The organism is Streptomyces sp. NPDC056161 (assembly GCF_042268025.1).
In the GTDB taxonomy this organism is placed as follows: Bacteria; Actinomycetota; Actinomycetes; order Streptomycetales; family Streptomycetaceae; genus Streptomyces.
On sequence record NZ_JBHJUV010000035.1, the window covers coordinates 51,121 to 72,864 of the forward strand.

The 21,744-nt window shown below is 72.6% G+C and carries 18 protein-coding genes; 14 read left to right on the forward strand and 4 right to left on the reverse strand.

Annotated features, from left to right (window positions below; all coding sequences use genetic code 11):
- Nucleotides 1-37 precede the first annotated feature (37 nt).
- The 9 genes from ACFC09_RS28825 to mutM all read left to right on the forward strand — a co-directional run bounded on the left by ACFC09_RS28825 (nt 38) and on the right by mutM (nt 9,546).
- Nucleotides 38-2,026 carry a DAK2 domain-containing protein gene (locus ACFC09_RS28825; RefSeq protein WP_376533248.1) on the forward strand — a complete coding sequence of 663 codons (1,989 nt, stop codon included), beginning with the start codon at nt 38-40 and terminating at the stop codon, nt 2,024-2,026.
- Nucleotides 2,027-2,135: 109 nt separating this feature from the next.
- Nucleotides 2,136-4,394 carry an ATP-dependent DNA helicase RecG gene (gene recG, locus ACFC09_RS28830; RefSeq protein ID WP_376533249.1) on the forward strand — a complete coding sequence of 753 codons (2,259 nt, stop codon included), beginning with the start codon at nt 2,136-2,138 and terminating at the stop codon, nt 4,392-4,394.
- A gap of 59 nt (nt 4,395-4,453) precedes the next feature.
- The gene (rsmD, locus tag ACFC09_RS28835; protein ID WP_376533250.1) at nt 4,454-5,041 is read left to right on the forward strand and encodes a 16S rRNA (guanine(966)-N(2))-methyltransferase RsmD; all 588 of its coding nucleotides are present in this window, start codon (nt 4,454-4,456) and stop codon (nt 5,039-5,041) included.
- A 26-nt stretch (nt 5,042-5,067) separates the two neighbouring features.
- Nucleotides 5,068-5,547 (forward strand): pantetheine-phosphate adenylyltransferase, encoded by a 480-nt coding sequence (gene coaD, locus ACFC09_RS28840; RefSeq protein WP_376533291.1) that lies wholly within the window; start codon nt 5,068-5,070, stop codon nt 5,545-5,547.
- A gap of 74 nt (nt 5,548-5,621) precedes the next feature.
- On the forward strand, nt 5,622-6,797 hold the full coding sequence (locus tag ACFC09_RS28845) for a cell division initiation protein (protein WP_376533251.1): 1,176 nt from the start codon (nt 5,622-5,624) through the stop codon (nt 6,795-6,797).
- Nucleotides 6,798-6,928: 131 nt separating this feature from the next.
- Nucleotides 6,929-7,573, forward strand: a complete 645-nt coding sequence (locus ACFC09_RS28850) for a DUF177 domain-containing protein (RefSeq protein WP_376533252.1) — start codon at nt 6,929-6,931, stop codon at nt 7,571-7,573.
- Between the two features lie 2 nt (nt 7,574-7,575).
- Nucleotides 7,576-7,749, forward strand: a complete 174-nt coding sequence (rpmF, locus tag ACFC09_RS28855) for a 50S ribosomal protein L32 (RefSeq protein ID WP_003951102.1) — start codon at nt 7,576-7,578, stop codon at nt 7,747-7,749.
- 7 nt (nt 7,750-7,756) lie between these two features.
- Nucleotides 7,757-8,608, forward strand: a complete 852-nt coding sequence (gene rnc / locus ACFC09_RS28860) for a ribonuclease III (RefSeq protein WP_376533253.1) — start codon at nt 7,757-7,759, stop codon at nt 8,606-8,608.
- A 77-nt stretch (nt 8,609-8,685) separates the two neighbouring features.
- A complete protein-coding gene (gene mutM, locus ACFC09_RS28865) occupies nt 8,686-9,546 on the forward strand; it encodes a bifunctional DNA-formamidopyrimidine glycosylase/DNA-(apurinic or apyrimidinic site) lyase (RefSeq protein WP_376533254.1) in 861 nt (286 codons plus the stop codon).
- On the opposite strand, the gene ACFC09_RS28870 is transcribed toward mutM, so the two are convergent.
- Both ACFC09_RS28870 and ACFC09_RS28875 read right to left on the reverse strand, forming a co-directional pair.
- The gene (locus ACFC09_RS28870) at nt 9,536-9,946 is read right to left on the reverse strand and encodes a winged helix-turn-helix transcriptional regulator (RefSeq protein WP_376533255.1); all 411 of its coding nucleotides are present in this window, start codon (nt 9,944-9,946) and stop codon (nt 9,536-9,538) included. The two genes, mutM and ACFC09_RS28870, sit on opposite strands and share 11 nt — an antisense overlap.
- A gap of 77 nt (nt 9,947-10,023) precedes the next feature.
- On the reverse strand, nt 10,024-11,283 hold the full coding sequence (locus tag ACFC09_RS28875; RefSeq protein WP_376533256.1) for a CAP domain-containing protein: 1,260 nt from the start codon (nt 11,281-11,283) through the stop codon (nt 10,024-10,026).
- A 167-nt stretch (nt 11,284-11,450) separates the two neighbouring features.
- Between ACFC09_RS28875 and ACFC09_RS28880 the strand changes: the two genes are divergently transcribed.
- From ACFC09_RS28880 to ACFC09_RS28895, 4 genes are all read left to right on the forward strand, one after another.
- A complete protein-coding gene (locus tag ACFC09_RS28880) occupies nt 11,451-11,732 on the forward strand; it encodes an acylphosphatase (protein ID WP_376533257.1) in 282 nt (93 codons plus the stop codon).
- A 383-nt stretch (nt 11,733-12,115) separates the two neighbouring features.
- The gene (locus ACFC09_RS28885) at nt 12,116-12,319 is read left to right on the forward strand and encodes a hypothetical protein (protein ID WP_376533258.1); all 204 of its coding nucleotides are present in this window, start codon (nt 12,116-12,118) and stop codon (nt 12,317-12,319) included.
- A gap of 260 nt (nt 12,320-12,579) precedes the next feature.
- Nucleotides 12,580-16,134 carry a chromosome segregation protein SMC gene (gene smc / locus ACFC09_RS28890; RefSeq protein ID WP_376533259.1) on the forward strand — a complete coding sequence of 1,185 codons (3,555 nt, stop codon included), beginning with the start codon at nt 12,580-12,582 and terminating at the stop codon, nt 16,132-16,134.
- A 206-nt stretch (nt 16,135-16,340) separates the two neighbouring features.
- Nucleotides 16,341-17,759 (forward strand): sugar porter family MFS transporter, encoded by a 1,419-nt coding sequence (locus tag ACFC09_RS28895; RefSeq protein ID WP_376533260.1) that lies wholly within the window; start codon nt 16,341-16,343, stop codon nt 17,757-17,759.
- Nucleotides 17,760-17,880: 121 nt separating this feature from the next.
- Here the strand turns inward: ACFC09_RS28895 and ACFC09_RS28900 are convergent, their stop codons facing one another.
- Together ACFC09_RS28900 and ACFC09_RS28905 are read right to left on the reverse strand one after the other, a co-directional pair.
- Nucleotides 17,881-18,852 (reverse strand): LLM class flavin-dependent oxidoreductase, encoded by a 972-nt coding sequence (locus ACFC09_RS28900; RefSeq protein ID WP_376533261.1) that lies wholly within the window; start codon nt 18,850-18,852, stop codon nt 17,881-17,883.
- A gap of 60 nt (nt 18,853-18,912) precedes the next feature.
- On the reverse strand, nt 18,913-20,397 hold the full coding sequence (locus ACFC09_RS28905) for a purine-cytosine permease family protein (protein ID WP_376533262.1): 1,485 nt from the start codon (nt 20,395-20,397) through the stop codon (nt 18,913-18,915).
- A gap of 107 nt (nt 20,398-20,504) precedes the next feature.
- On the opposite strand from ACFC09_RS28905, the gene ftsY reads away from it, so the two are divergent.
- Nucleotides 20,505-21,716, forward strand: coding sequence for a signal recognition particle-docking protein FtsY (ftsY, locus tag ACFC09_RS28910; RefSeq protein ID WP_376533263.1), 1,212 nt, complete (start codon nt 20,505-20,507; stop codon nt 21,714-21,716).
- Nucleotides 21,717-21,744 lie beyond the last annotated feature (28 nt).

The following is a 21,744-nucleotide window of genomic DNA, read 5'->3' on the forward strand; positions in this document are numbered from 1 at the left end:
CGCTGCGTCCACGTCCGGCCGGCTCAGGGAGGCGCAGGTGGCGCAGGTGCCGCAGACATTCCTCGATGCTCCCGCGGTGCGCGACTGGTGCGGTCACGCGCTCCGGGCGCTGGGACGGGCCCGCGAGGAGATCGACGCGATCAACGTGTACCCGGTGGCGGACGGCGACACGGGGACCAACCTGTACCTGACCCTGGAGTCGGCCGCGGCCGCGGTCGAGGCGGTGTTCGCCGGGTACGAGGTGGGCGCCGGGGAGGGCGCGGCGCCGTCGCTGGCCGAGGCCGCGCACGCGATGGCGCACGGGGCGCTCATCGGGGCCCGCGGCAACTCCGGGACGATCCTCGCGCAGCTGCTGCGCGGCATGGCACAGGTACTCGCGGACGGGGCGTCCGCGGGGGCCTGGGCGCCCACGCGGGTCGTGGCCCTGGCGCGTGACGGGGCTCCTGCGGGCGCGGTTGTCTCCGCGAGCGACGGGGTGCCTGTGCGTGCGGGGGCTCCTGTGAGTGCCGTTGCCCCCGCGGGCGAGGGCGCGGACCTGGGCGGCGGGGCGGACCCGGGCGCCCCGATCGCTACGCGGGACGGGGCTGGGGCGGCCGGTGTCGACGGGCCGGGGCTCGGGCGTGCTCTGCGGCACGCCGCCGACTCCGCCCGCCTGGCCGTGGCCCACCCGGTCGAGGGCACCGTGCTCTCGGTCGCCTCGGCGGCGGCGGACGCGGCCGGGGCTGCCGAGGGCGACTGCGGAGCGGTGGCCCGGGCCGCCTACACGGGCGCGTGCGCGGCTCTCGCGGCCACTCCGGGGCAGCTGGCCGTCCTGGAGCGGGCCGGGGTGGTCGACGCCGGAGGACGCGGGCTGGTGGCCGTCCTGGCGGCACTGGTGGAGACGTTCACGGGGGAGGCGCCCGGTGCCACCGTCCCGATACGCGGCGCGCACGCGCGCGTGGTGCCCGACAGCCACGCCGAGCCTCCCGTCGTACCCACATCCGCCGTGTCGGCCGCATCCGCCGCATCCGCGGTATCGGCCGAGCCCGAGCCCACGCCCGCGCGCGCGTGCCCGGCGACCCGCACCGAGGACGCCGGACACGGCGGCGGGGCGGAGCGGGGCGGGCCCGCCTACGAGGTGATCTATCTGCTGGAAGCCGCCGACGCCGCCGTGGACCGGCTGCGGGCCAGGCTCGACGGCCTCGGTGACTCCCTGGTGGTGGTCGGCGGCGACGGCCTGTGGAACGTCCACGTGCACGTCGACGACGCGGGCGCCGCCGTGGAGGCGGGCGTCGAGGCCGGGCGGCCGTACCGGATCCGGATCACCCACTTCGGCCGGGGTGACGTCCGTGCCCACGGGGGCGCGCCGCCGCCCCGGGAGCGGGTGCAGCGGGCCGTCGTCGCCGTCGTGCCCGGCGAGGGCCTGGCCGGGCTGTACACCGAGGCCGGGGCCACCACCGTGCTCGCCCGTCCGGGAGAGCCACTGGCGAGCGGCGAACTGGTCGAGGCGGTACGGCGGGCCCACGCGCGCGAGGTCGTGCTGCTGCCCAACGACGCCGAACTGCGGCACACCGCGGCGGCGGCGGCCGAGCAGGCCCGTGCCGAGGGCGTCCGCGTCGCACTCATCCCGACCCGCTCCGCCGTGCAGGGGATCGCCGCGCTCGCCGTGCACGAGCCGCGGCGCCGCTTCGACGAGGACGTGGTCCAGATGACCTCGGCCGCGGGCGCCACCCGCTACGCCGAGGTCGCCGTCGCCGAACGGCAGTCCTGGACCATGGCCGGCATCTGCCAGGCCGGTGACGTCCTCGGCCTCGTCGAGGGCGACGTCGCGGTGATCGGCTCGGAGGTCGCCGCCACCGCCGTGGCCGTCCTGGACCGCATGCTCCAGGCCGGCGGGGAACTGGTCACCATCGTCCTCGGCGACGACGCGCCCGCCCCGCTCGCCGACCGGCTGGAGACCCACGTGCGGGAGTCCTACCTCGCCGTCGACACGGTGGTCCACCGCGGGGGACGACAGGGAGCGCTGCTCCTCATCGGCGTGGAGTGAGCCGGGGCCGCCCCGCGGCGGGACGGGCACGGCCCGCCCCGGCGCCGGGCCGCCGCCCGGTCGGCGGTTTCCCGCGCCCTGTGGGGCTTTGTCAGTGTCGTGGTGTGCAATGGATCTCGTGCCCGCACTGGAAGAACCACCGAACCGCACGCTGGACCAGCCACTGAAGTCGGTGCTCGGCCCCGCCACCGCCAAGGTGATGGCCGAGCACCTCGGCCTGCACTCGGTCGGGGACCTCCTGCACCACTACCCCCGCAGATACGAGGAGCGCGGGCAGCTCACCCACCTCGCCGACCTGCCGATGGACGAGCACGTCACGGTGGTTGCCCAGGTCGCCGACGCCCGGCTGCACTCGTTCGCCTCCGCCAAGGCCCCCCGCGGCAAGGGCCAGCGGCTGGAGGTGACCATCACCGACGGCAGCGGCCGGCTCCAGCTGGTCTTCTTCGGCAACGGCGTGCACAAGCCGCACAAGGAACTCCTGCCGGGCACCCGCGCGATGTTCGCGGGCAAGGTCTCCGTCTTCAACCGGCGGCTCCAACTGGCCCACCCGGCGTACGCACTGCTCCACGGCGCCGACGACGACGCCGAGGAGACGGTGGAGACCTGGGCCGGCGCCCTGATCCCGATCTATCCGGCCACCGCCAAGCTGGAGTCCTGGAAGATCGGCAAGGCGATGCAGACGGTGCTGCCCAGTGCCCAGGACGCCGTGGATCCGCTGCCCGGGTCGCTGCGCGAGGGCCGTGGCCTGGTCTCGCTGCCCGAGGCCCTGCTCAAGATCCACCGCCCGCACACCAAGGCGGACATCGCCGACGCCCGTGCCCGCCTCAAGTGGGACGAGGCGTTCGTCCTCCAGGTCGCCCTCGCCCGCCGCCGGCACGCCGACGCCCTGCTGCCCGCCGTCCCGCGCAGGCCCGCCCCGGACGGCGTGCTGACCGCCTTCGACGAGCGGCTGCCCTTCACCCTCACCGAGGGCCAGCGCAAGGTCTCGAAGGAGATCTTCGACGACCTGGCCACCGAACACCCCATGCACCGGCTGCTCCAGGGCGAGGTCGGCAGCGGCAAGACGATGGTCGCCCTGCGCGCCATGCTCGCCGTCGTCGACGCGGGCGGCCAGGCCGCCATGCTCGCGCCGACCGAGGTGCTGGCCCAGCAGCACCACCGCTCCATCGTGGAGATGATGGGCGAACTGGCCGAGGGAGGGATGCTCGGCGGTGCCGACGACGCCACCAAGGTGGTGCTGCTCACCGGCTCCATGGGGGCCGCCGGCCGCCGGCAGGCGCTGCTCGACCTGGTCACCGGGGAGGCCGGGATCGTGATCGGCACGCACGCGCTGATCGAGGACAAGGTGCAGTTCCACGACCTCGGGCTGGTCGTCGTGGACGAGCAGCACCGCTTCGGCGTGGAGCAGCGCGACGCCCTGCGCGGCAAGGGGAAGCAACCCCCGCACCTGCTGGTCATGACCGCCACGCCGATCCCGCGGACCGTCGCCATGACGGTCTTCGGCGACCTGGAGACCTCCGTCCTCGACCAACTGCCCGCCGGGCGTTCGCCGATCGCCAGCCATGTCGTGCCGGCGGCCGACAAACCGCACTTCCTGGCCCGCGCCTGGGAGCGGGTGCGCGAGGAGGTCGCGGGCGGCCACCAGGCGTACGTCGTCTGCCCGCGGATCGGTGACGAGGACGACGAACCGAAGAACCCTAAGAACTCGAAGAAGGAGGGTGCCGCGAAGCCGCCCGAGGACGAGGCCGAGAAGCGCCCGCCGCTGGCCGTCCTCGACGTGGCCGCCCAACTCGCCGCAGGCCCGCTGCGGGGGCTGAAGGTCGAGGTGCTGCACGGCCGGATGCCACCCGACGACAAGGACGCGGTCATGCGCCGCTTCGCGGCCGGCGAGACCGGCGTCCTGGTGGCCACGACGGTCATCGAGGTCGGCGTCAACGTCCCGAACGCCACGGCGATGGTGATCATGGACGCGGACCGCTTCGGCGTCTCCCAGCTGCACCAGTTGCGCGGCCGGGTCGGCCGCGGCTCGGCCCCCGGACTGTGCCTGCTGGTCACCGAGATGCCCGAGGCGAGCCCGGCCCGCCAGCGGCTGAACGCCGTCGCCGCCACCCTCGACGGCTTCGAGCTGTCCCGGATCGACCTGGAACAGCGCCGGGAGGGCGACGTCCTCGGCCAGGCCCAGTCCGGGGCCCGCTCCAGCCTGCGGGTGCTCGCCGTCATCGAGGACGAGGAGATCATCGCCGAGGCGCGCGAGGAGGCGGCCGCGGTGGTCGCCGCCGATCCCGGCCTGGACCGGCTGCCGGGGCTGCGGACGGCGCTGGACGCCTTGGTGGACGACGAGCGGGAGCAGTATCTGGAGAAGGGCTGAGACACTGGAACCGCCACCGTCCGAACGCACCCCGTGCCAAGCCCCGACAAGGACCCGAGATGACCCGCGTGATCGCCGGCCGGGCCGGCGGACGCCGTCTGGCCGTTCCGCCGGGCAACGGAACCCGGCCCACCTCCGACCGGGCCCGCGAGGCACTCTTCTCCACCTGGCAGTCCCTGCTGGGCGGCCCCCTGGACGGCGAGCGCGTCCTCGACCTCTACGCGGGCTCGGGCGCCGTCGGCCTGGAGGCGCTGTCCCGCGGCGCCGGCCACACGCTGCTCGTCGAGGCCGACGCCCGTGCCGCCCGCACGGTCCGCGAAAACGCCCGGAATCTGGGCCTGCCGGGCGCCGAGGTCAGGGCGGGCAAGGCGGAACAGGTCGTGCGGACCCCGGCGCCGACAGAGCCGTACGACCTCGTCTTCCTCGACCCCCCGTACGCCGTGTCGGACGACGATCTTCGGGAGATTCTGCTCACACTCCGCTCGGAGGGCTGGCTCGCGGCCGAAGCCCTCGTCACCGTGGAGCGCAGCACCAGAGGCGGGGATTTCCACTGGCCGGACGGCTTCGAAGCGATCCGGGCCCGTCGCTACGGCGAGGGAACGTTTTGGTACGGTCGCGCCGCTTCCCCGTACGAAGACGCACGATGACCGGACCGGAGAGCGAGGGATCACAAGTGCGCCGTGCCGTCTGTCCCGGGTCGTTCGACCCCATCACCAACGGACACCTCGACATCATCTCCCGCGCCTCCCGTCTGTACGACGAGGTCTATGTCGCGGTGATGATCAACAAGTCCAAGAAGGGCCTGTTCGAGATCGACGAGCGGATCGACCTGATCCGCCAGGTCACCGCCGAGTACGGAAACGTACGCATCGAGGCGTTCCACGGCCTCCTCGTCGACTTCTGCAAGCAGCGTGACATCCCGGCCATCGTCAAGGGCCTGCGCGCCGTCAGCGACTTCGACTACGAACTTCAGATGGCCCAGATGAACAACGGCCTCTCGGGCGTCGAGACCCTCTTCGTCCCCACCAACCCCACCTACAGCTTCCTCTCCTCCTCCTTGGTCAAGGAGGTCGCGGCGTGGGGCGGTGACGTCTCCCACCTGGTGCCCCCGGTGGTCCTCGACGCCCTCAACGAGCGTCTCCGCAGGGACTGATGGGACTCATGGACTGATGGGACTACAGTCGTTCCGTCCGTCTCCAACCCGGCTGTAGAGAGTGGCGAGCACAGGTGGACGTGCAGAAGAAGCTCGACGAGATCGTGACCGCGGTCTCCAGCGCACGGGCGATGCCCATGTCGGCGTCGTGCGTGGTCAACCGCGCCGACCTGCTCGCGATGCTCGAAGAGGTGCGGCAGGCCCTGCCCGGCTCCCTCGCCCAGGCCCAGGAGCTGATCGGCGGCCGTGAGCAGATGGTCGAGCAGGCCCGCCAGGAGGCCGAGCAGATCATCCAGCACGCGCACGCCGAGCGCGGCTCGCTGATCTCCGACACCGAGATCGCCCGCCGCTCCCAGGACGAGTCGGACCGGATCCTCGCCGCGGCCCGCAAGGAGTCCGAGGAGATCCGGGCCGAGGCCGACGACTACGTGGACTCCAAGCTCGCGAACTTCGAGGTCGTCCTCACCAAGACCCTCGGCTCCGTCGGCCGCGGACGCGAGAAGCTGCTGGGCACCGGCCCCGGCCTCGACGAGGAGGGCTACGAGGACACGGACGCTCCCGAGCGCAGCCACGACCCGGAGACCCTGCGGCGCACCGCCGACGAGTACGTGGACGTCAAGCTGGGCGCCTTCGAGGCGGTCCTGGCCAAGACCCTGGAGGCCGTCGGCCGCGGCCGGCAGAAGCTGCACGGCCGCATCGCCACCGACGACCTCAGCGCCCTCGCCGACGACCCGACGACGCTCAGGCACTCCAGCGACGCCGACTACCTGGCCGGCCTCGCGGAACCGTCGGACGCGTCGGCCGAGCCCGCGGCGCACCAGCAGCCCGCCGCACCGTACGAACCCCAGCCCGGCACGCCCTACGAGCCGCAGCCCGCGTACGCCGCCACCTCCGGATACACACCGGCGGGCGGCGTCCCCGTGCAGCAGCAGGACCCGTACGGGGCCTTCCCGCAGCAGCAGGGCCACGAGGGCTACGCCCAGCAGGACCCGTACGCCGCCACCTCCGGCTACGCTCCGGCGGGAGGTGCCCCCATCCAGCAGGCCGACCCCTACGCCGTCGTGCCCGGCTACGCCCAGACCGCGGACGCCGCCTTCCAGGGCTATGACGTCCAGCAGACCGGCTACGACCAGGGCCAGGACCCGCAGCAGCCCCAGCAGGGCTACGCCCTCGACGAGACCAGCCTCTTCGACACCAGCATGATCAGCGCGGAACAGTTGCGGGCGTACGAGCAGGGCCGGGGCCTGTAGCCGGGCACCGGATTGGGCCGACAGCGGAAGGTCCAGTATTCTGGCTGTTCGGTCACGGCTACTCCGTGATCAGCGCTGCCCCGGAGCACCCCGGGCGGTGACCCATCGAGCTCAGAAGATCGAAAGCAGGAATGTCCGCCAACGCCCGCCTCGACCACCGTGACCCACTCGTGTTCGACACGCATGAGCTGGGGCGGCGTCCTGGCGCGTTGCAGCGGCTGGCCCGCACGATCGACGCCCCCAAGGACTTCGGTGTCCGGGGGGTGGTCGAAGTGCCGCAAGGCAGCCCGGTGGAGCTCGACCTCCGGCTCGAATCGGTCATGGAAGGTGTGCTCGTCACAGGCACCGCCCGTGCACGGGCCGAGGGGGAGTGCGTAAGGTGTCTGGAACCGGTCGGGCTGGAGCTCGAAGCGGACTTCCAGGAACTGTTCTCGTACCCTGACGCCGACGACCGGGGCCGCGTGATCGCGGAACCGGGCGACGACGCCGAGGACGACGAGGACAGGTACTTCATCGAGGACGGACTCTTCGACCTCGAACCTCCGCTGCGTGACGCGGTGGTGCTCGCACTGCCGATGCAGCCGGTGTGCCGGGACGACTGCCCGGGTCTGTGCTCCGAATGCGGAGCGCGGCTCGCGGACGAACCGGACCACCACCACAACGCCGCCGACATCCGTTGGGCGGCTTTGCAGGGACTCGCCGACACCATGAGGGACGGCGAGAAGGACGACATGGGCGGCGCCGGATCAGGCGTCGACGAGAAGCAGGAGAAGTAGCCGTGGCTGTTCCGAAGCGGAAGATGTCGCGCAGCAACACGCGCCACCGCCGGTCGCAGTGGAAGGCTGCGGTCCCCACCCTGGTTGCGTGCGAGCGCTGCCACGAGCCCAAGCAGCAGCACATCGCGTGCCCGTCGTGCGGCACCTACAACAAGCGCCAGGTTCTAGAGGTCTGAGCGGCTGGTGAGAGGCACTGTGTCCACACCGAAGAAGAATTCTTCCCGCGTGAGCGGAAACGGACCAGCGGACAACACGGCCTCGTCCCACACGCTTCTGGAAGGGCGGCTCGGCTACCAGCTGGAGTCCGCCCTTCTGGTGCGTGCACTGACCCACCGTTCCTACGCGTACGAGAACGGCGGTCTGCCGACGAACGAGCGGCTGGAGTTCCTCGGGGACTCCGTACTCGGCCTCGTCGTCACCGACACGCTGTACCGCACCCACCCCGATCTGCCCGAGGGCCAGCTGGCCAAGCTCCGGGCCGCGGTGGTGAACTCGCGGGCGCTCGCGGAGGTGGGCCGCGGTCTCGAACTGGGCTCCTTCATCCGGCTCGGCCGTGGTGAAGAGGGAACGGGCGGCCGGGACAAGGCGTCCATCCTCGCCGACACCCTGGAAGCGGTGATCGGCGCGGTCTATCTCGATCAGGGCCTCGGCGCGGCGTCCGAGCTGGTGCACCGGCTCTTCGACCCGCTGATCGAGAAGTCCTCGAACCTCGGAGCCGGCCTGGACTGGAAGACCAGCCTCCAGGAGTTGACCGCGATGGAGGGGCTCGGCGTGCCCGAGTACCTGGTCACGGAGACCGGACCCGACCACGAGAAGACCTTCACTGCTGCCGCCCGCGTCGGAGGCGTCTCGTACGGCACCGGCACCGGCCGCAGCAAGAAGGAGGCGGAGCAGCAGGCCGCCGAGTCCGCCTGGCGGTCCATCCGGGCCGCCGCGGACGAGCGTGCCAAGACCGGGGAGCCGGCCGAGGAGGCCCTCGCCGCGGCCGAGACGCCCCTCGGCGACGACCCCGACGCGGCTGCCGCCTCCGCCTGACACCAGCACATCCGGCCCGCCCGCCCCCTGCGAGGGGCGGGCGGTCGGCTTCCCGCACCGTCCGTCACGGGGGTCCCATGCCCGAACTGCCCGAGGTCGAGGTCGTACGCCGGGGCCTGGAACGGTGGGTCGCCCATCGCACCGTCGCCGACGCCGAGGTGCTGCACCCGCGCGCCGTACGCCGTCATGTGGCCGGCGCCGACGACTTCGCGCACCGCCTGGGGGGCCATCGCGTCGGCGTGGCCGGCCGCCGCGGCAAATACCTGTGGCTGCCGCTCGCGGACACGGACCTGTCGGTCCTGGCCCACCTGGGGATGAGCGGCCAACTGCTGGTCCAGCCGCAGGAGGCGCCGGACGAGAAGCACCTCAGGATCCGGATGCGGTTCGCCGACGACCTGGGCACCGAACTGCGCTTCGTCGACCAGCGCACCTTCGGCGGCCTTTCCCTGCATCCCACCACCCCGGACGGGCTGCCCGACGTCATCGCCCACATCGCCCGCGATCCCCTCGACCCGCTCTTCGACGACGAGGCGTTCCACCAGGCGCTGCGCCGCAAGCGGACCACCATCAAACGGGCCCTGCTGGACCAGTCGCTGATCAGCGGCGTCGGCAACATCTACGCGGACGAGGCGCTGTGGCGGGCCCGGATCCACTACGAGCGTCCGACCGCCCACTTCACCCGGCCGCAGACGGCCGGACTGCTGGGCGACGTGCGGGACGTGATGAACGCGGCCCTCGCCGTCGGCGGCACCAGCTTCGACAGCCTGTACGTCAACGTCAACGGCGAATCGGGATACTTCGACCGGTCCCTCGACGCGTACGGGCGCGAAGGGCTGCCCTGCCGCCGGTGCGGGACGCCGATGCGCCGCCGTCCCTGGATGAACCGGTCCAGCTACTTCTGCCCGAAGTGCCAGCGCGCGCCGCGCCTCACACCGTAGCGGCGCGGGCGTCGTACGCCGCGCGGGCCGTCAGGACGTCGTCCATGGAGCCCTCCACGCACTGGATGAGGGCCAGCAGCCGCCCGGCGACCTCCCGGCCCAGCGGCGTCAGTTCGTAGTCCACCCGGGGCGGGCTCGTCGGCCGGGCCTCGCGGTGCACCAGGCCGTCGCGCTCCAGCGCGTGCAGTGTCTGGGACAGCATCTTCTCGCTCACGCCGTCGACGCGGCGGCGCAGTTCGTTGAAGCGGTACGAACCCTCGTGCAGGGCACCCAGGGTGAGCGCGCCCCAACGGCCCGTGACGTGCTCCAGCGTGCCGCGCGACGGACACACCTTGGCGAACACGTCGTACGGGAGGCGCTGGGTTGGGGGCTCCTCGGTTCGCTCCTGGGTCGTGGACATGGCGCCAGCGTAGGTGAGCACGGCGCCCGGCCGCCAGGCTGCGGCGACCAGGAGCCGGCGGTGCCGGAGCGCGCCGGTCAGCGGCCGAAGTCCTGGGTCCACCACGGGCCGCCGGACCCGAAGTGGACACCGACGCCCAGGGTCGTGAAGTCGCAGTTCAGGATGTTGGCCCGGTGCCCCGGACTGTTCATCCACGCCTCCATCACGGCGGCCGCGTCGGCCTGGCCCCGGGCTATGTTCTCGCCGCCGAGGCCCGGGACGCCGGCCGCGGACGCCCGGTCCCACGGGGTCCTCCCGTCCGGGTCGGTGTGGTCGAAGAAGTCCCGCGCGGCCATGTCGGCGCTGAACGCCTCGGCCAGCCGGGTCAGCGAGCTGCTCGCCGTCAGCGTGCCGCACCCCGCCTTCGCCCGCTCCTCGTTGACCAGCTTCAGCACCTGCGCCTCGGCGGCGGTCGCGGCGGACACCTGCGTGGGCGGCGACGTCCGCTGGGTCGGCGCGGGCGCCGCGGGCGTCGTGGGCTTCCTGGTCGGCCGCTTCGCGGGTGTGGCCGTCGGCTGCTTCGACGGCGTCCTGGCCGGGGCCGGCGCCGACGAGGCCGGAGCGGACGGCGCGGACGAGGACGACCGGGGAGTGGCACGGCCATCGGCCGAGCCGTCGCGGCCGGGCTCGGCGCTGCCGTAGGTGCCGCCCTGCTCCGTGGGCGTGTTGCTCGGCACCCCGTCGGCCCGCACCTTGTCGCCGTCGCTCGTGCCGCCGGTCCGGTAGCCGTCCAGTCCGGGCAGTACCCCCGTGGCCACCGCGACGCTGCCGAGGGCGACGGCGGCGGAGACGCCGAGCAGTCCCGTGCGCACGGTCGCGGCACCCTTCTTCTTCCGCCGGTGACCCCGCTCGCGGGGCCCGTCGTCGAGGGGAGCGAACTCCGGCACGGAGAACCCGTCGCCGCCGGGGCCCCGCGTGTCCGCCTGCTGCGGTCGCTGTCCGTACCCGTCGCCGGGCCGGCGCTCGTACCCGTCGTGCGGCCGGCGCCCGGATCCGTCGCCGGGCTGTCGTGCGTACCCACCGTCCGGTTGCCGCCCGTACCCGTCGTGGGGCCCTCGCCCGTAGGCGTCGTCCGGCCGCCGTCCGTACCCGTCGTCCGTCGCGTACAGGTACGCCGTGCTCGCCGTGCTCTGTGCGTCGGCCGCGGCGTACGTCTGCGGGTTCGGACGGGGGGCGGTGCCCGTGGCGGTGCGGTCGTCCGCGTACGCGTACCGCGGGTCGGGGTCCTGCGGGGCCGGGTCGCGCGGCGGTATGACCCCGGTGGCGCGGCCGGCGGCGGAGCGTCGGTGGCGTCCCATGTCCTGGCCTTCCCTCGGTCTCGCGGTCGACCCCCCTGCGAGCCCGTGGGTCAACCAATCTCACTCGAACGAGTGAGATTCATATGAGATTCATTGGGTGGGGACGGTACCGCATGGCGTCCGGGCGGGATGTGCTCTCGGGGAGATCGGCCCGTTAGGTTGCAGCCATGAGCGACGATGTGCGGCTGGTCGCCTGGGTGCGCGGACGCGTCCAGGGCGTGGGTTTCCGCTGGTTCACCCGGGCCAAGGCGCTGGAGATCGGCGGCCTGAGCGGCTTTGCCCTCAATCTGGGGGACGGACGGGTCCAGGTGGTCGCCGAAGGGCCCCGGGCGCACTGCGAGGGGCTGCTCGACTGGCTCCAGGGCGACGACACGCCCGGCCGGGTGGACGGCGTGACCGAGATCTGGGACACACCCCGCGGGGGTTACGAGGGATTCGCCGTACGCTGAGGGCGACGGGCGGACGGCCGCGGCCCGCCACCTCGGCACGTGCCCGGGACACCTGCCCGAAGGGGAAACGCCCTGGTGGTTGCCAAGGACCGGCGGCCGTGGCAGGCTCCCCCGTTACAACTGATCGCCACGCCCAAAGGACCCTGTGGCGGACGCGGCACGGCCCCTCTGCCGGCCCCGTGTCCCCGGGACGTCCGCCGACACGGGGCGTGATCGTGTTGACCGTCAAACTTTTTGGTGAGACGCTGAAAGCCCCGCGCACCTTAGCTGTTTGGCATGTAGGAACAGCAGAGCAACACTCGGCAGTGCCAAGCACCGCGGGTGCGAATCCCTCACGACCCACACCGATTCGGTCGGTCACTCAGTGTGGAGGACCATCCATCATGGCAAAGGCGCTTCTCGGTTACGTCGGCGGCTCCGACCCTCGACTCCTTGCCGAGATGCGACGGCTCCAGCAGCGCGTCCAGGACCTGGAATCCGAGCTCGTACGGATCCAGGCGGAGAACGAGGCGCTGACGGCTGCCGCTTCTCACGACAGGGTCATGGAGAGCATCGACGCACACCAGGCGGAGCCTGCGCTCACCTGATCGCTGCACCGCTCCACGACCAGCACACGCAGTGATCGGGCTGCCCGTGTCAACCGCTAAATTGTCAGAGTGGCAAGGGACGCTTCGGCGTCCCTTCTTTCTTGCTTTCCTGCCCGGTTCTTAGTTGCCCGGTCATTCTCTCCCCCGCGCATCCTTTCACCCTCTTTAACGTCTGGTGTGCCCTGCATGTTCAAGCGTGAAACCGCGGGGTTGCGAGGGTTCGTGGAGTGGAACAGCGGCGGCGGGTAGAGTCCACCGGCGTGCACCTCAAGGCCCTGACCCTGCGCGGGTTCAAGTCGTTCGCCTCGGCGACCACGCTCCGGTTCGAACCGGGGATCACGTGCGTCGTCGGGCCGAACGGCTCGGGCAAGTCCAATGTCGTGGACGCGCTCAGCTGGGTCATGGGCGAGCAGGGCGCCAAGTCGCTGCGCGGCGGCAAGATGGAGGACGTCATCTTCGCCGGCACCACGGGGCGTCCGCCGCTCGGCCGGGCTGAGGTGTCCCTGACCATCGACAACTCCGACGGCGCCCTGCCCATCGAGTACGCCGAGGTCACCATCACGCGGATCATGTTCCGCAACGGCGGCAGCGAATACCAGATCAACGGCGACACCTGCCGCCTCCTCGACATCCAGGAACTGCTGTCCGACTCCGGCATCGGCCGCGAGATGCACGTCATCGTCGGCCAGGGCCAGCTCGACTCCGTGCTGCACGCCGACCCCATGGGCCGCCGGGCCTTCATCGAAGAGGCCGCCGGCGTCCTCAAGCACCGCAAGCGCAAGGAGAAGGCGCTCCGGAAGCTGGACGCGATGCAGGCCAACCTCGCGCGCGTGCAGGACCTCACCGACGAACTGCGCCGCCAGCTCAAGCCGCTGGGCCGGCAGGCGGCGGTCGCGCGCCGGGCCGCCGTCATCCAGGCGGACCTGCGGGACGCCCGGCTGCGGCTGCTCGCCGACGACCTGGTGCGGCTGCGCGAGGCGCTCAGGACCGAGATCGCCGACGAGGCCGCGCTGAAGGAGCGCAAGGAGGCCGCCGAGCAGGAACTGCGCAAGGCGTTGCAGCGCGAAGGGCTGCTGGAGGACGAGGTGCGCCGGCTCACCCCCCGGTTGCAGCGCGCCCAGCAGACCTGGTACGAGCTGTCCCAGCTGGCCGAGCGGGTGCGCGGCACGATCTCGCTGGCCGACGCCCGGGTCAAGAGCGCCACCTCCGCGCCGCCCGAGGAACGGCGCGGCCGGGACCCGGAGGACATGGAGCGGGAGGCCGCCCGCATCCGCGAGCAGGAGGCCGAACTGGAGGCCGCCCTGGAAGCGGCCCAGCGCGCCCTCGACGACACCGTCGGCCACCGCGCCGGACTGGAGCGCGAGCTGGCCCTTGAGGAGCGGCGCCTGAAGGACGCGGCCCGCGCCATCGCCGACCGCCGCGAGGGCCTGGCCCGGCTGAACGGGCAGGTCAACGCGGCCCGTTCGCGGGCCGCCGCGGCCCAGTCCGAGATCGACCGGCTCGCGGTGGCCAGGGACGAGGCCCAGGAGCGGGCCGCCGGCGCGCAGGAGGAGTACGAGTCGCTCCAGGCCGAGGTCGACGGCCTCGACGCGGGCGACACCGAACTCGCCGGCCGGCACGACGCGGCGAGGACGGCGCTGGCCGAGGCGGAGTTCGAGCTGGCCGCCGCACGCGAGGCGGCCACCGCGGCCGAACGCCGACGGGCCGCGACCCAGGCCCGGCACGAGGCGCTGGCGCTCGGCCTGCGCCGCAAGGACGGCACCGGCGCGCTGCTCGGAGCGAAGGACCGGCTCACCGGAGTGCTCGGCCCGGCGGCGGAACTGCTCACCGTGGCGCCGGGCCACGAGACCGCGCTGGCGGCGGCGTTCGGTGTGGCGGCCGACGCCGTCGCGGTGACCACGCCCGCCGCGGCCGCGGACGCCATCCGGCTGCTGCGCAAACAGGACGCGGGCCGGGCGGCGCTGCTGCTCGGCGGCGCCCCCGACGACGCGCCGCGACAGGCGCGCCCGGACGGACCGCCGTACGCCGCCGACCTCGTCCGGGGCCCCGCCGAACTGCTGCCCGCCGTGCGGCGGCTGCTGCGCGGCGTCGTCGTGGTCGGCACCCTCGAAGACGCCGAGGACCTGGTCTACGCGCATCCCGAGCTGACCGCCGTCACCGCCGACGGCGATCTGCTCGGCGCCCATGTGGCGCACGGCGGGTCCGCCGGGGCGCCGAGCCTGCTCGAAGTCCAGGCGTCCGTCGACGAGGCCGCCGCCCAGCTCGACGAGCTGGGCGTGCGCTGCGCCGAGCTGACCGAGGCGCAGGCCGCGGCGGGGGAGCGGCGCCGGGAGTGCGCCGGGCTGGTGGAGGAGCTGGCGGAGCGGCGCCGGGCCGCCGACCGGGAGAAGTCGGCCGTCGCCCAGCAGCTCGGCCGGCTCGCCGGGCAGGCGCGCGGCGCGGCCGGCGAGGCCGAGCGGTCCGCGGCGGCGGCGGCCCGAGCGCAGGAGGCGCTGGAGAGGGCCGTACAGGAGGCGGAGGAACTCGCCGAACGGCTCGCCGTCGCCGAGGAGATGCCGATCGAGGAGGAGCCGGACACCTCCGCACGGGACCGGCTCGCCGCCGACGGCGCCAACGCCCGGCAGACCGAGATGGAGGCGCGGCTCCAGGTCCGTACCCACGAGGAACGGGTCAAGGGGCTCGCCGGGCGGGCCGACGCGCTCGACCGGGGTGCCCGCGCGGAACGCGAGGCACGCGCGCGTGCCGAGCAGCGGCGGGCCCGGCTGCGCTACGAGGCGTCCGTGGCCGAGGCCGTCGCCTCCGGCGCGCGGCAGCTGCTCGCGCACGTCGAGGTGTCGCTGGGCCGGGCCGACGCGGAGCGGGCCGCCGCGGAGGCGGCCAAGGCACGCCGGGAACAGGAGCTGGCCGCCGCCCGGAACACGGGGCGCGACCTCAAGGCCGAACTCGACAAGCTGACCGACTCGGTGCACCGGGGCGAGGTGCTGGGCGCGGAGAAGCGGCTGCGGATCGAACAGCTGGAGACCAGGGCGCTGGAGGAACTGGGCGTGGAGCCGGCCGGGCTCGTCGCCGAGTACGGCCCGCACCAGCTCGTACCGCCCTCCCCGCCCGCCGACGGGGAGGAGCTGCCGGAGGATCCGGAGCATCCGCGCAACCAGCCGCGGCCGTTCGTGCGGGCCGAGCAGGAGAAGCGGCTGAGGGCCGCCGAGCGGGCGTACCAGCAGCTCGGCAAGGTGAATCCGCTCGCCCTTGAGGAGTTCGCCGCGCTGGAGGAGCGCCACAAGTTCCTCAGCGAGCAGTTGGAGGACCTGAAGAAGACCCGCGCCGACCTGCTTCAAGTGGTGAAGGAGGTCGACGAACGGGTCGAGCAGGTCTTCACGGACGCCTACCGGGACACGGCACGGGAGTTCGAGGGCGTCTTCAGCCGGCTGTTCCCGGGTGGTGACGGCCGGCTGGTGCTGACCGATCCCGACAACATGCTCACCACGGGCGTGGACGTCGAGGCCCGGCCGCCGGGCAAGAAGGTCAAGCGGCTCTCCCTGCTGTCCGGCGGGGAGCGGTCGCTCACCGCGGTCGCCCTGCTGGTGTCCATCTTCAAGGCCCGGCCCAGCCCCTTCTACGTCATGGACGAGGTCGAGGCCGCCCTCGACGACACCAACCTCCAGCGGCTGATCCGCATCATGCAGGAGTTGCAGGAGGCGTCCCAGCTGATCGTGATCACCCACCAGAAGCGCACGATGGAGGTCGCCGACGCGCTCTACGGCGTCTCCATGCAGGGCGACGGCGTGTCGAAGGTCATCTCCCAGCGACTCCACTGACCTCGGTTTCAAGAGATGAACTTAATTCCGCTGCACGGTGCCTGAAAGCTCACATCGCGCGGACTGGTGTATTCGGAACTTGAAGACATAGTCTCGGCGGCGTTCTTTTCACCTTCAGGTGTGAGCGGCGTGAAGCTGTGCGCCACTGGAAGCCTGTAGGGCTCACCCCCACCCGGCGGCGTTGCCGGTGGCCCGAGGAGTGGCACGTGACCAGCACAGCGCAGGCACCGCAGTCAGGAGCCGGGACGGCTCACCCCGACCATCTCGGGCACATCGTCTTCATCGCGGCGGCGGCCGCCATGGGCGGCTTCCTCTTCGGCTACGACAGCTCCGTCATCAACGGTGCCGTCGAGGCCATCCGCAGCCGCTACGGCATCGGCTCGGCGGAACTCGCCCAGGTCATCGCCATCGCCCTGATCGGCTGCGCCGTCGGCGCCGCGACCGCCGGCCGGATCGCCGACCGCATCGGCCGCATCCGCTGCATGCAGATCGCCGCGGTCCTCTTCACGGTCAGCGCCGTCGGCTCCGCGCTGCCCTTCGCCCTGTGGGACCTCGCGCTGTGGCGGATCGTCGGCGGCTTCGCCATCGGTGTGGCCTCGGTCGTCGGCCCCGCCTACATCGCCGAGATCGCCCCGCCGGCCTATCGCGGACGCCTCGGTTCCTTCCAGCAGGCGGCGATCGTGGTGGGCATCGCCGTCTCGCAGCTCGTCAACTGGGGCCTGCTGAACGCCGCGGGCGGCGACCAGCGCGGACGGCTGCTGGGCCTGGAGGCATGGCAGGTCATGCTCGGCGTCATGGTCGTCCCGGCCGTCCTCTACGGTCTGCTGTCCCTCGCCATCCCCGAGTCGCCCCGCTTCCTGCTCTCCGTCGGCAGGCGTGAGCGGGCCCGCGAGATCCTCGCCGAGGTGGAGGGCGGGGGCACCGACCTGGACGCCCGGGTCGCCGAGATCGAACACGCCATGAGGAGCGAGCACAGGTCCACCTTCAGGGACCTGCTCGGCGGCTCCTTCTTCTTCCGGCCGATCGTCTGGATCGGCATCGGCCTGTCGGTGTTCCAGCAGTTCGTGGGCATCAACGTCGCGTTCTACTACTCCTCGACGCTCTGGCAGTCGGTCGGCGTCGACCCGGCGGACTCGTTCTTCTACTCCTTCACGACGTCGATCATCAACATCGTCGGCACCGTGATCGCGATGATCTTCGTGGACCGCATCGGCCGCAAGCCGCTCGCGCTCATCGGCTCGGCCGGCATGGTCGTCGGCCTGGCGCTGGAGGCATGGGCGTTCTCCCACCACCTGGTCGACGGCAGGCTGCCGGCCGCGCAGGGCTGGACCGCCCTCATCGCGGCCCATGTGTTCGTCCTCTTCTTCGCCCTGTCCTGGGGCGTCGTCGTCTGGGTCTTCCTCGGCGAGATGTTCCCGAACCGGATCCGCGCCGCCGCCCTGGGTGTCGCCGCCTCCGCGCAGTGGATCGCCAACTGGGCGATCACCGCCAGCTTCCCGTCGTTGGCCGACTGGAACCTGTCCGCGACCTACGTGATCTACACGGTCTTCGCCGCGCTGTCCGTCCCGTTCGTGCTGAGGTTCGTCAAGGAGACGAAGGGCAAGGCGCTGGAGGAGATGGGGTGACGGTCCCGCGTCCGCTCACCGGACGCGGACGCCATCGTCGATCCCCAGGGCTTTGCGGCAGCTCTCCCGTCGCCGTCGCCTTCGGACTCGGACCGGGGCGGCCACCCCATGAGGCCGTGGCTCAGTCCGCCAGCGCCGGAAGCACCCGTTCCGCCAGCAGCCTGAGGCTGCGCCAGCCCTCCTCCACCGGCATCCCGCCCGCCAGCGGGTGCAGGACCAGGTTGGCCAGGTCCTGGGCCACGCACTCCTCGGGCGCGAGGATCCGGTACACGCCCTCCGCGCGCAGCTCGTCCACCGTCGTGGCCGCCGAGCGCACCGCCGAGCGGATGTCCCCGGACTGCCAGGAGGCGTACGTCCGCGCCTCGTGCAGGAAGTGCTTCCCGTACTCGGCCCACGCCCGGTCCGGGTCCTCGGCGATGTGCAGCAGCGGGGTCTCGGCGGCGGGCATCTTGGTCCAGCCCTCCGTGCCGTACTCGGCCAGCCGCTCCTTGTAGTAGGTCTCCAGCTCCGGCAGGTGCGCGCTGGGGAAGAAGGGCAGGCCGAGCCGGGCCGCCCGGCGGGCCGCCGCCCGGGAGGAGCCGCCGACCAACAGGAGCGGATGCGGTTCGGTGTGGGGGCGCGGGGTGACCCGGACCGTCCGCCCCCGGTAGTCGAACTCCTCGCCGGTCCACGCCTTCAGCAGGGTCTCCAGCAGCTCGTCCTGGAGCCGGCCCCGCTGCTTCCAGTCCACGCCGCTGCGGGCGTACTCCTCCGGCCGGTACCCGATCCCGGCGACGGTGACCAGCCGGCCCCCGCTGAGCAGATCGAGTACGGCGATGTCCTCGGCCAGCCGCAGCGGGTCGTGCAACGGCCCGATGACCGCGGAGACCGTGACGGCGATCCGCCGCGTCGCCCCGAACACCGCGCCCGCGAACACGAACGGCGAGGGCATCCAGTTGTTCTCGACCCCGTGGTGCTCCTCGGTCTGCACCGTGGCGATCCCGTGCTCGTCGGCGTAGGCCGCCATCTCCAGGGCCGCCCGGTAGCGGGCGGCGAGGGAGGCGGGGGTGGCGCCGGGCTCGACGAGGTTGAACCGGACGACCGTTGCGGGCATGGGGAGTCCCTCTGTTCACGGGGCGGATGGGTGCCGTGGGGGACATTAGCTGACGATCGATCAGACGACCAGAGCGGTGGACCCCTCGGTGGCCGCCGCGGGGTCCGGGGACGCCGCCACCACCGCCGGCTTCGGCAGGATCGCGTACACCGCGCCCGAGACGACGATCGTCACCACCCAGCCGAGTCCGTACCCGCCGACCGGATTGTTCCTGGCCAGCGGGCCGGTGAACCAGTCCGACCCGGTGAACAGCAGACCCGTGGCGAGCCCCAGCGCCCAGGCGGTGACGGCCGCCGGACAGAAACCGCCCCGGTACCAGTACGCGCTGGTGCGCGCGGTGTCGAGCAGGGCCCGCGGGTCGTACTCCCGGCGGCGCAGCATGTCCGTGCCGAACACCCCCGCCCAGGCCGAGAAGGCCACCGCGAGCAGCGACAGGAAGGCGATGAAGGAACTCAGGAAGGACGCCGCCGCCAGCATCAGGACGCCGCCGATGGCCAGGGAGATCACCGCGTTGACCGAGACCGCCCAGGGGCGCGGGACCCGCAGGCCCAGCGTCTGCGCGGTGAAGCCCGCCGAGTACATCGACATCGCGTTGATCAGCAGCATGCCGACCAGCGCGATGAGCAGGTAGGGGACCGCGAGCCACAGCGGCAGGGCCCGGCCCAGGAAGGAGACGGGGTCGGCCGCCGTGGCGAACCGCGGGTCGGAGGCGGCCAGCACGGAGCCCATCAGGACCATCGGCAGCATGACGACGGTGGATCCGCCGACGGTGCCCAGCACGATCGCCCGCGACGACGCCGTACGCGGCAGATAGCGGGTGAAGTCCGCCGCCGTCGGCGCCCAGCTGATGCCGCCCGCGGCGATCAGCCCGATGCCCGCGATCACCGCGGAGGCCGGCGCCGGCGCACGCGCGAGGACGCCGCTCCAGTCCGTCGTCACGACCAGCCGGGCCAGGACCAGCAGGGAGAAGGTGCCGAACAGCCAGGACGCCCATCTGGCGCAGTGCCGTAGCGCGTGGATGCCCAGGCCCGAGATCACGAAGGTGGCGAGCACGAAGGCCAGCAGGGTGGCCAGGGTCAGGGGACCGGTGCGTCTGACGCCCAGGGTGAGGTGCACAACGGCGAGCAGCGCGTAGGCCCCGGTCACCGCGTTGACCGTCTCCCAGCCCCAGCGGGCGACCCAGATCAGCGCGCCGGGGAGCAGGTTGCCGCGCTGCCCGAAGACCGCGCGGGACAGTGCCATGCCGGGTGCGCCGCCGCGCTTGCCGGCGATGCCGAGCACCCCGACGAGGCCGTACGAGACGAGCGGCGCCGCGCAGCCGACGACCAGGACCTGCCAGAAGTTCAGCCCGTAGGTCACGGACAGACCCGCGCCCAGGGTCAGCAGCAGGACGGTGATGTTGGCGGCGATCCAGGTGGGAACGAGTCCGCGGGTCCGCGCGGTGCGTTCACTCCTGGGGACCGGTTCGATGCCCCGGGTCTCCAGACCGTGGCCCCGCGCGGGTTCCGGGCGGGGCGCGCCATCGTGGGGAGCGGCGGTACCCATGGGACGACATGGTACGTAACCTGACAAAATTACTGAAGTGATCCGAGCCGCCTGGCGGATCCGGAAGCTGGGTCCGGCCGGGACCCATGGCCGATACTGGACGGGTTATGGAAACCGTCATCCTTGCTGTAGTCATCGCCGTGGTCGTGATCGCCGCGGTCGGCGGGCTCGTCATCGGCAGTCGGCGCCGCAGGCCGCTGCCCCCGCCACCGCCGGCCACCCCCGACATCACCGCCCCCCCGGCCGAGCCGCACGTCGGCGACGAGGCCGAGACGCCGCACGACGAACCGCGCCGGACGATCGAGGAGGTGGACCTCCCCGGCGGCTCCGCCCCGGCCGCCGTCGCGGAGCCACCCGCCGTCGAGGAGCTGCCGGCCCCCGAGATCGAGGTCCCGGAGCCCACGGCAGGCCGCCTGGTGCGGCTGCGCGCCCGCCTCTCCCGCTCGCAGAACGCCCTCGGCAAGGGGCTGCTCACGCTGCTGTCGCGCGAGCACCTCGACGAGGAGACCTGGGAGGAGATCGAGGACACGCTGCTGACCGCCGACGTCGGTGTGCAACCCACCCAGGAACTGGTCGAGGGGCTGCGCGAGCGGGTGAAGGTGCTCGGCACCCGCACCCCCGACGAACTGCGCGGGCTGCTGCGCGAGGAGCTGCTCAAGCTGGTCGGCACCGAGGTGGACCGCACCGTCCGGACCGAGCCGGAGGACCGCAGACCGGGCATCGTGATGGTCGTCGGCGTCAACGGCACCGGCAAGACCACCACCACCGGCAAGCTCGCCCGGGTCCTGGTCGCCGACGGGCGCACCGTCGTCCTCGGCGCCGCCGACACCTTCCGGGCCGCCGCCGCCGACCAGTTGCAGACCTGGGGCGAGCGGGTCGGCGCCTACACCGTGCGCGGCCCGGAGGGCGGCGATCCCGCCTCCGTCGCGTTCGACGCGGTGAAGGAGGGCAAGGAGATGGGCGTCGACGTGGTGCTCATCGACACCGCCGGGCGGCTGCACACCAAGACCGGGCTCATGGACGAGCTGGGGAAGGTCAAGCGGGTCGTCGAGAAGCACGCCCCGCTCGACGAGGTGCTGCTCGTCCTCGACGCCACCACCGGGCAGAACGGCCTGGTCCAGGCCCGGGTCTTCGCCGAGGTCGTCGACATCACCGGCATCGTGCTGACCAAGCTCGACGGCACGGCGAAGGGCGGCATCGTGGTCGCCGTCCAGCGCGAGCTGGGCGTGCCGGTCAAGCTCGTCGGCCTCGGCGAGGGCGCCGACGACCTGGCGCCGTTCGAACCGGACGCGTTCGTGGATGCGCTCATCGGTGACTGAGGGCGACCCACGGAAGCACATGATCCAC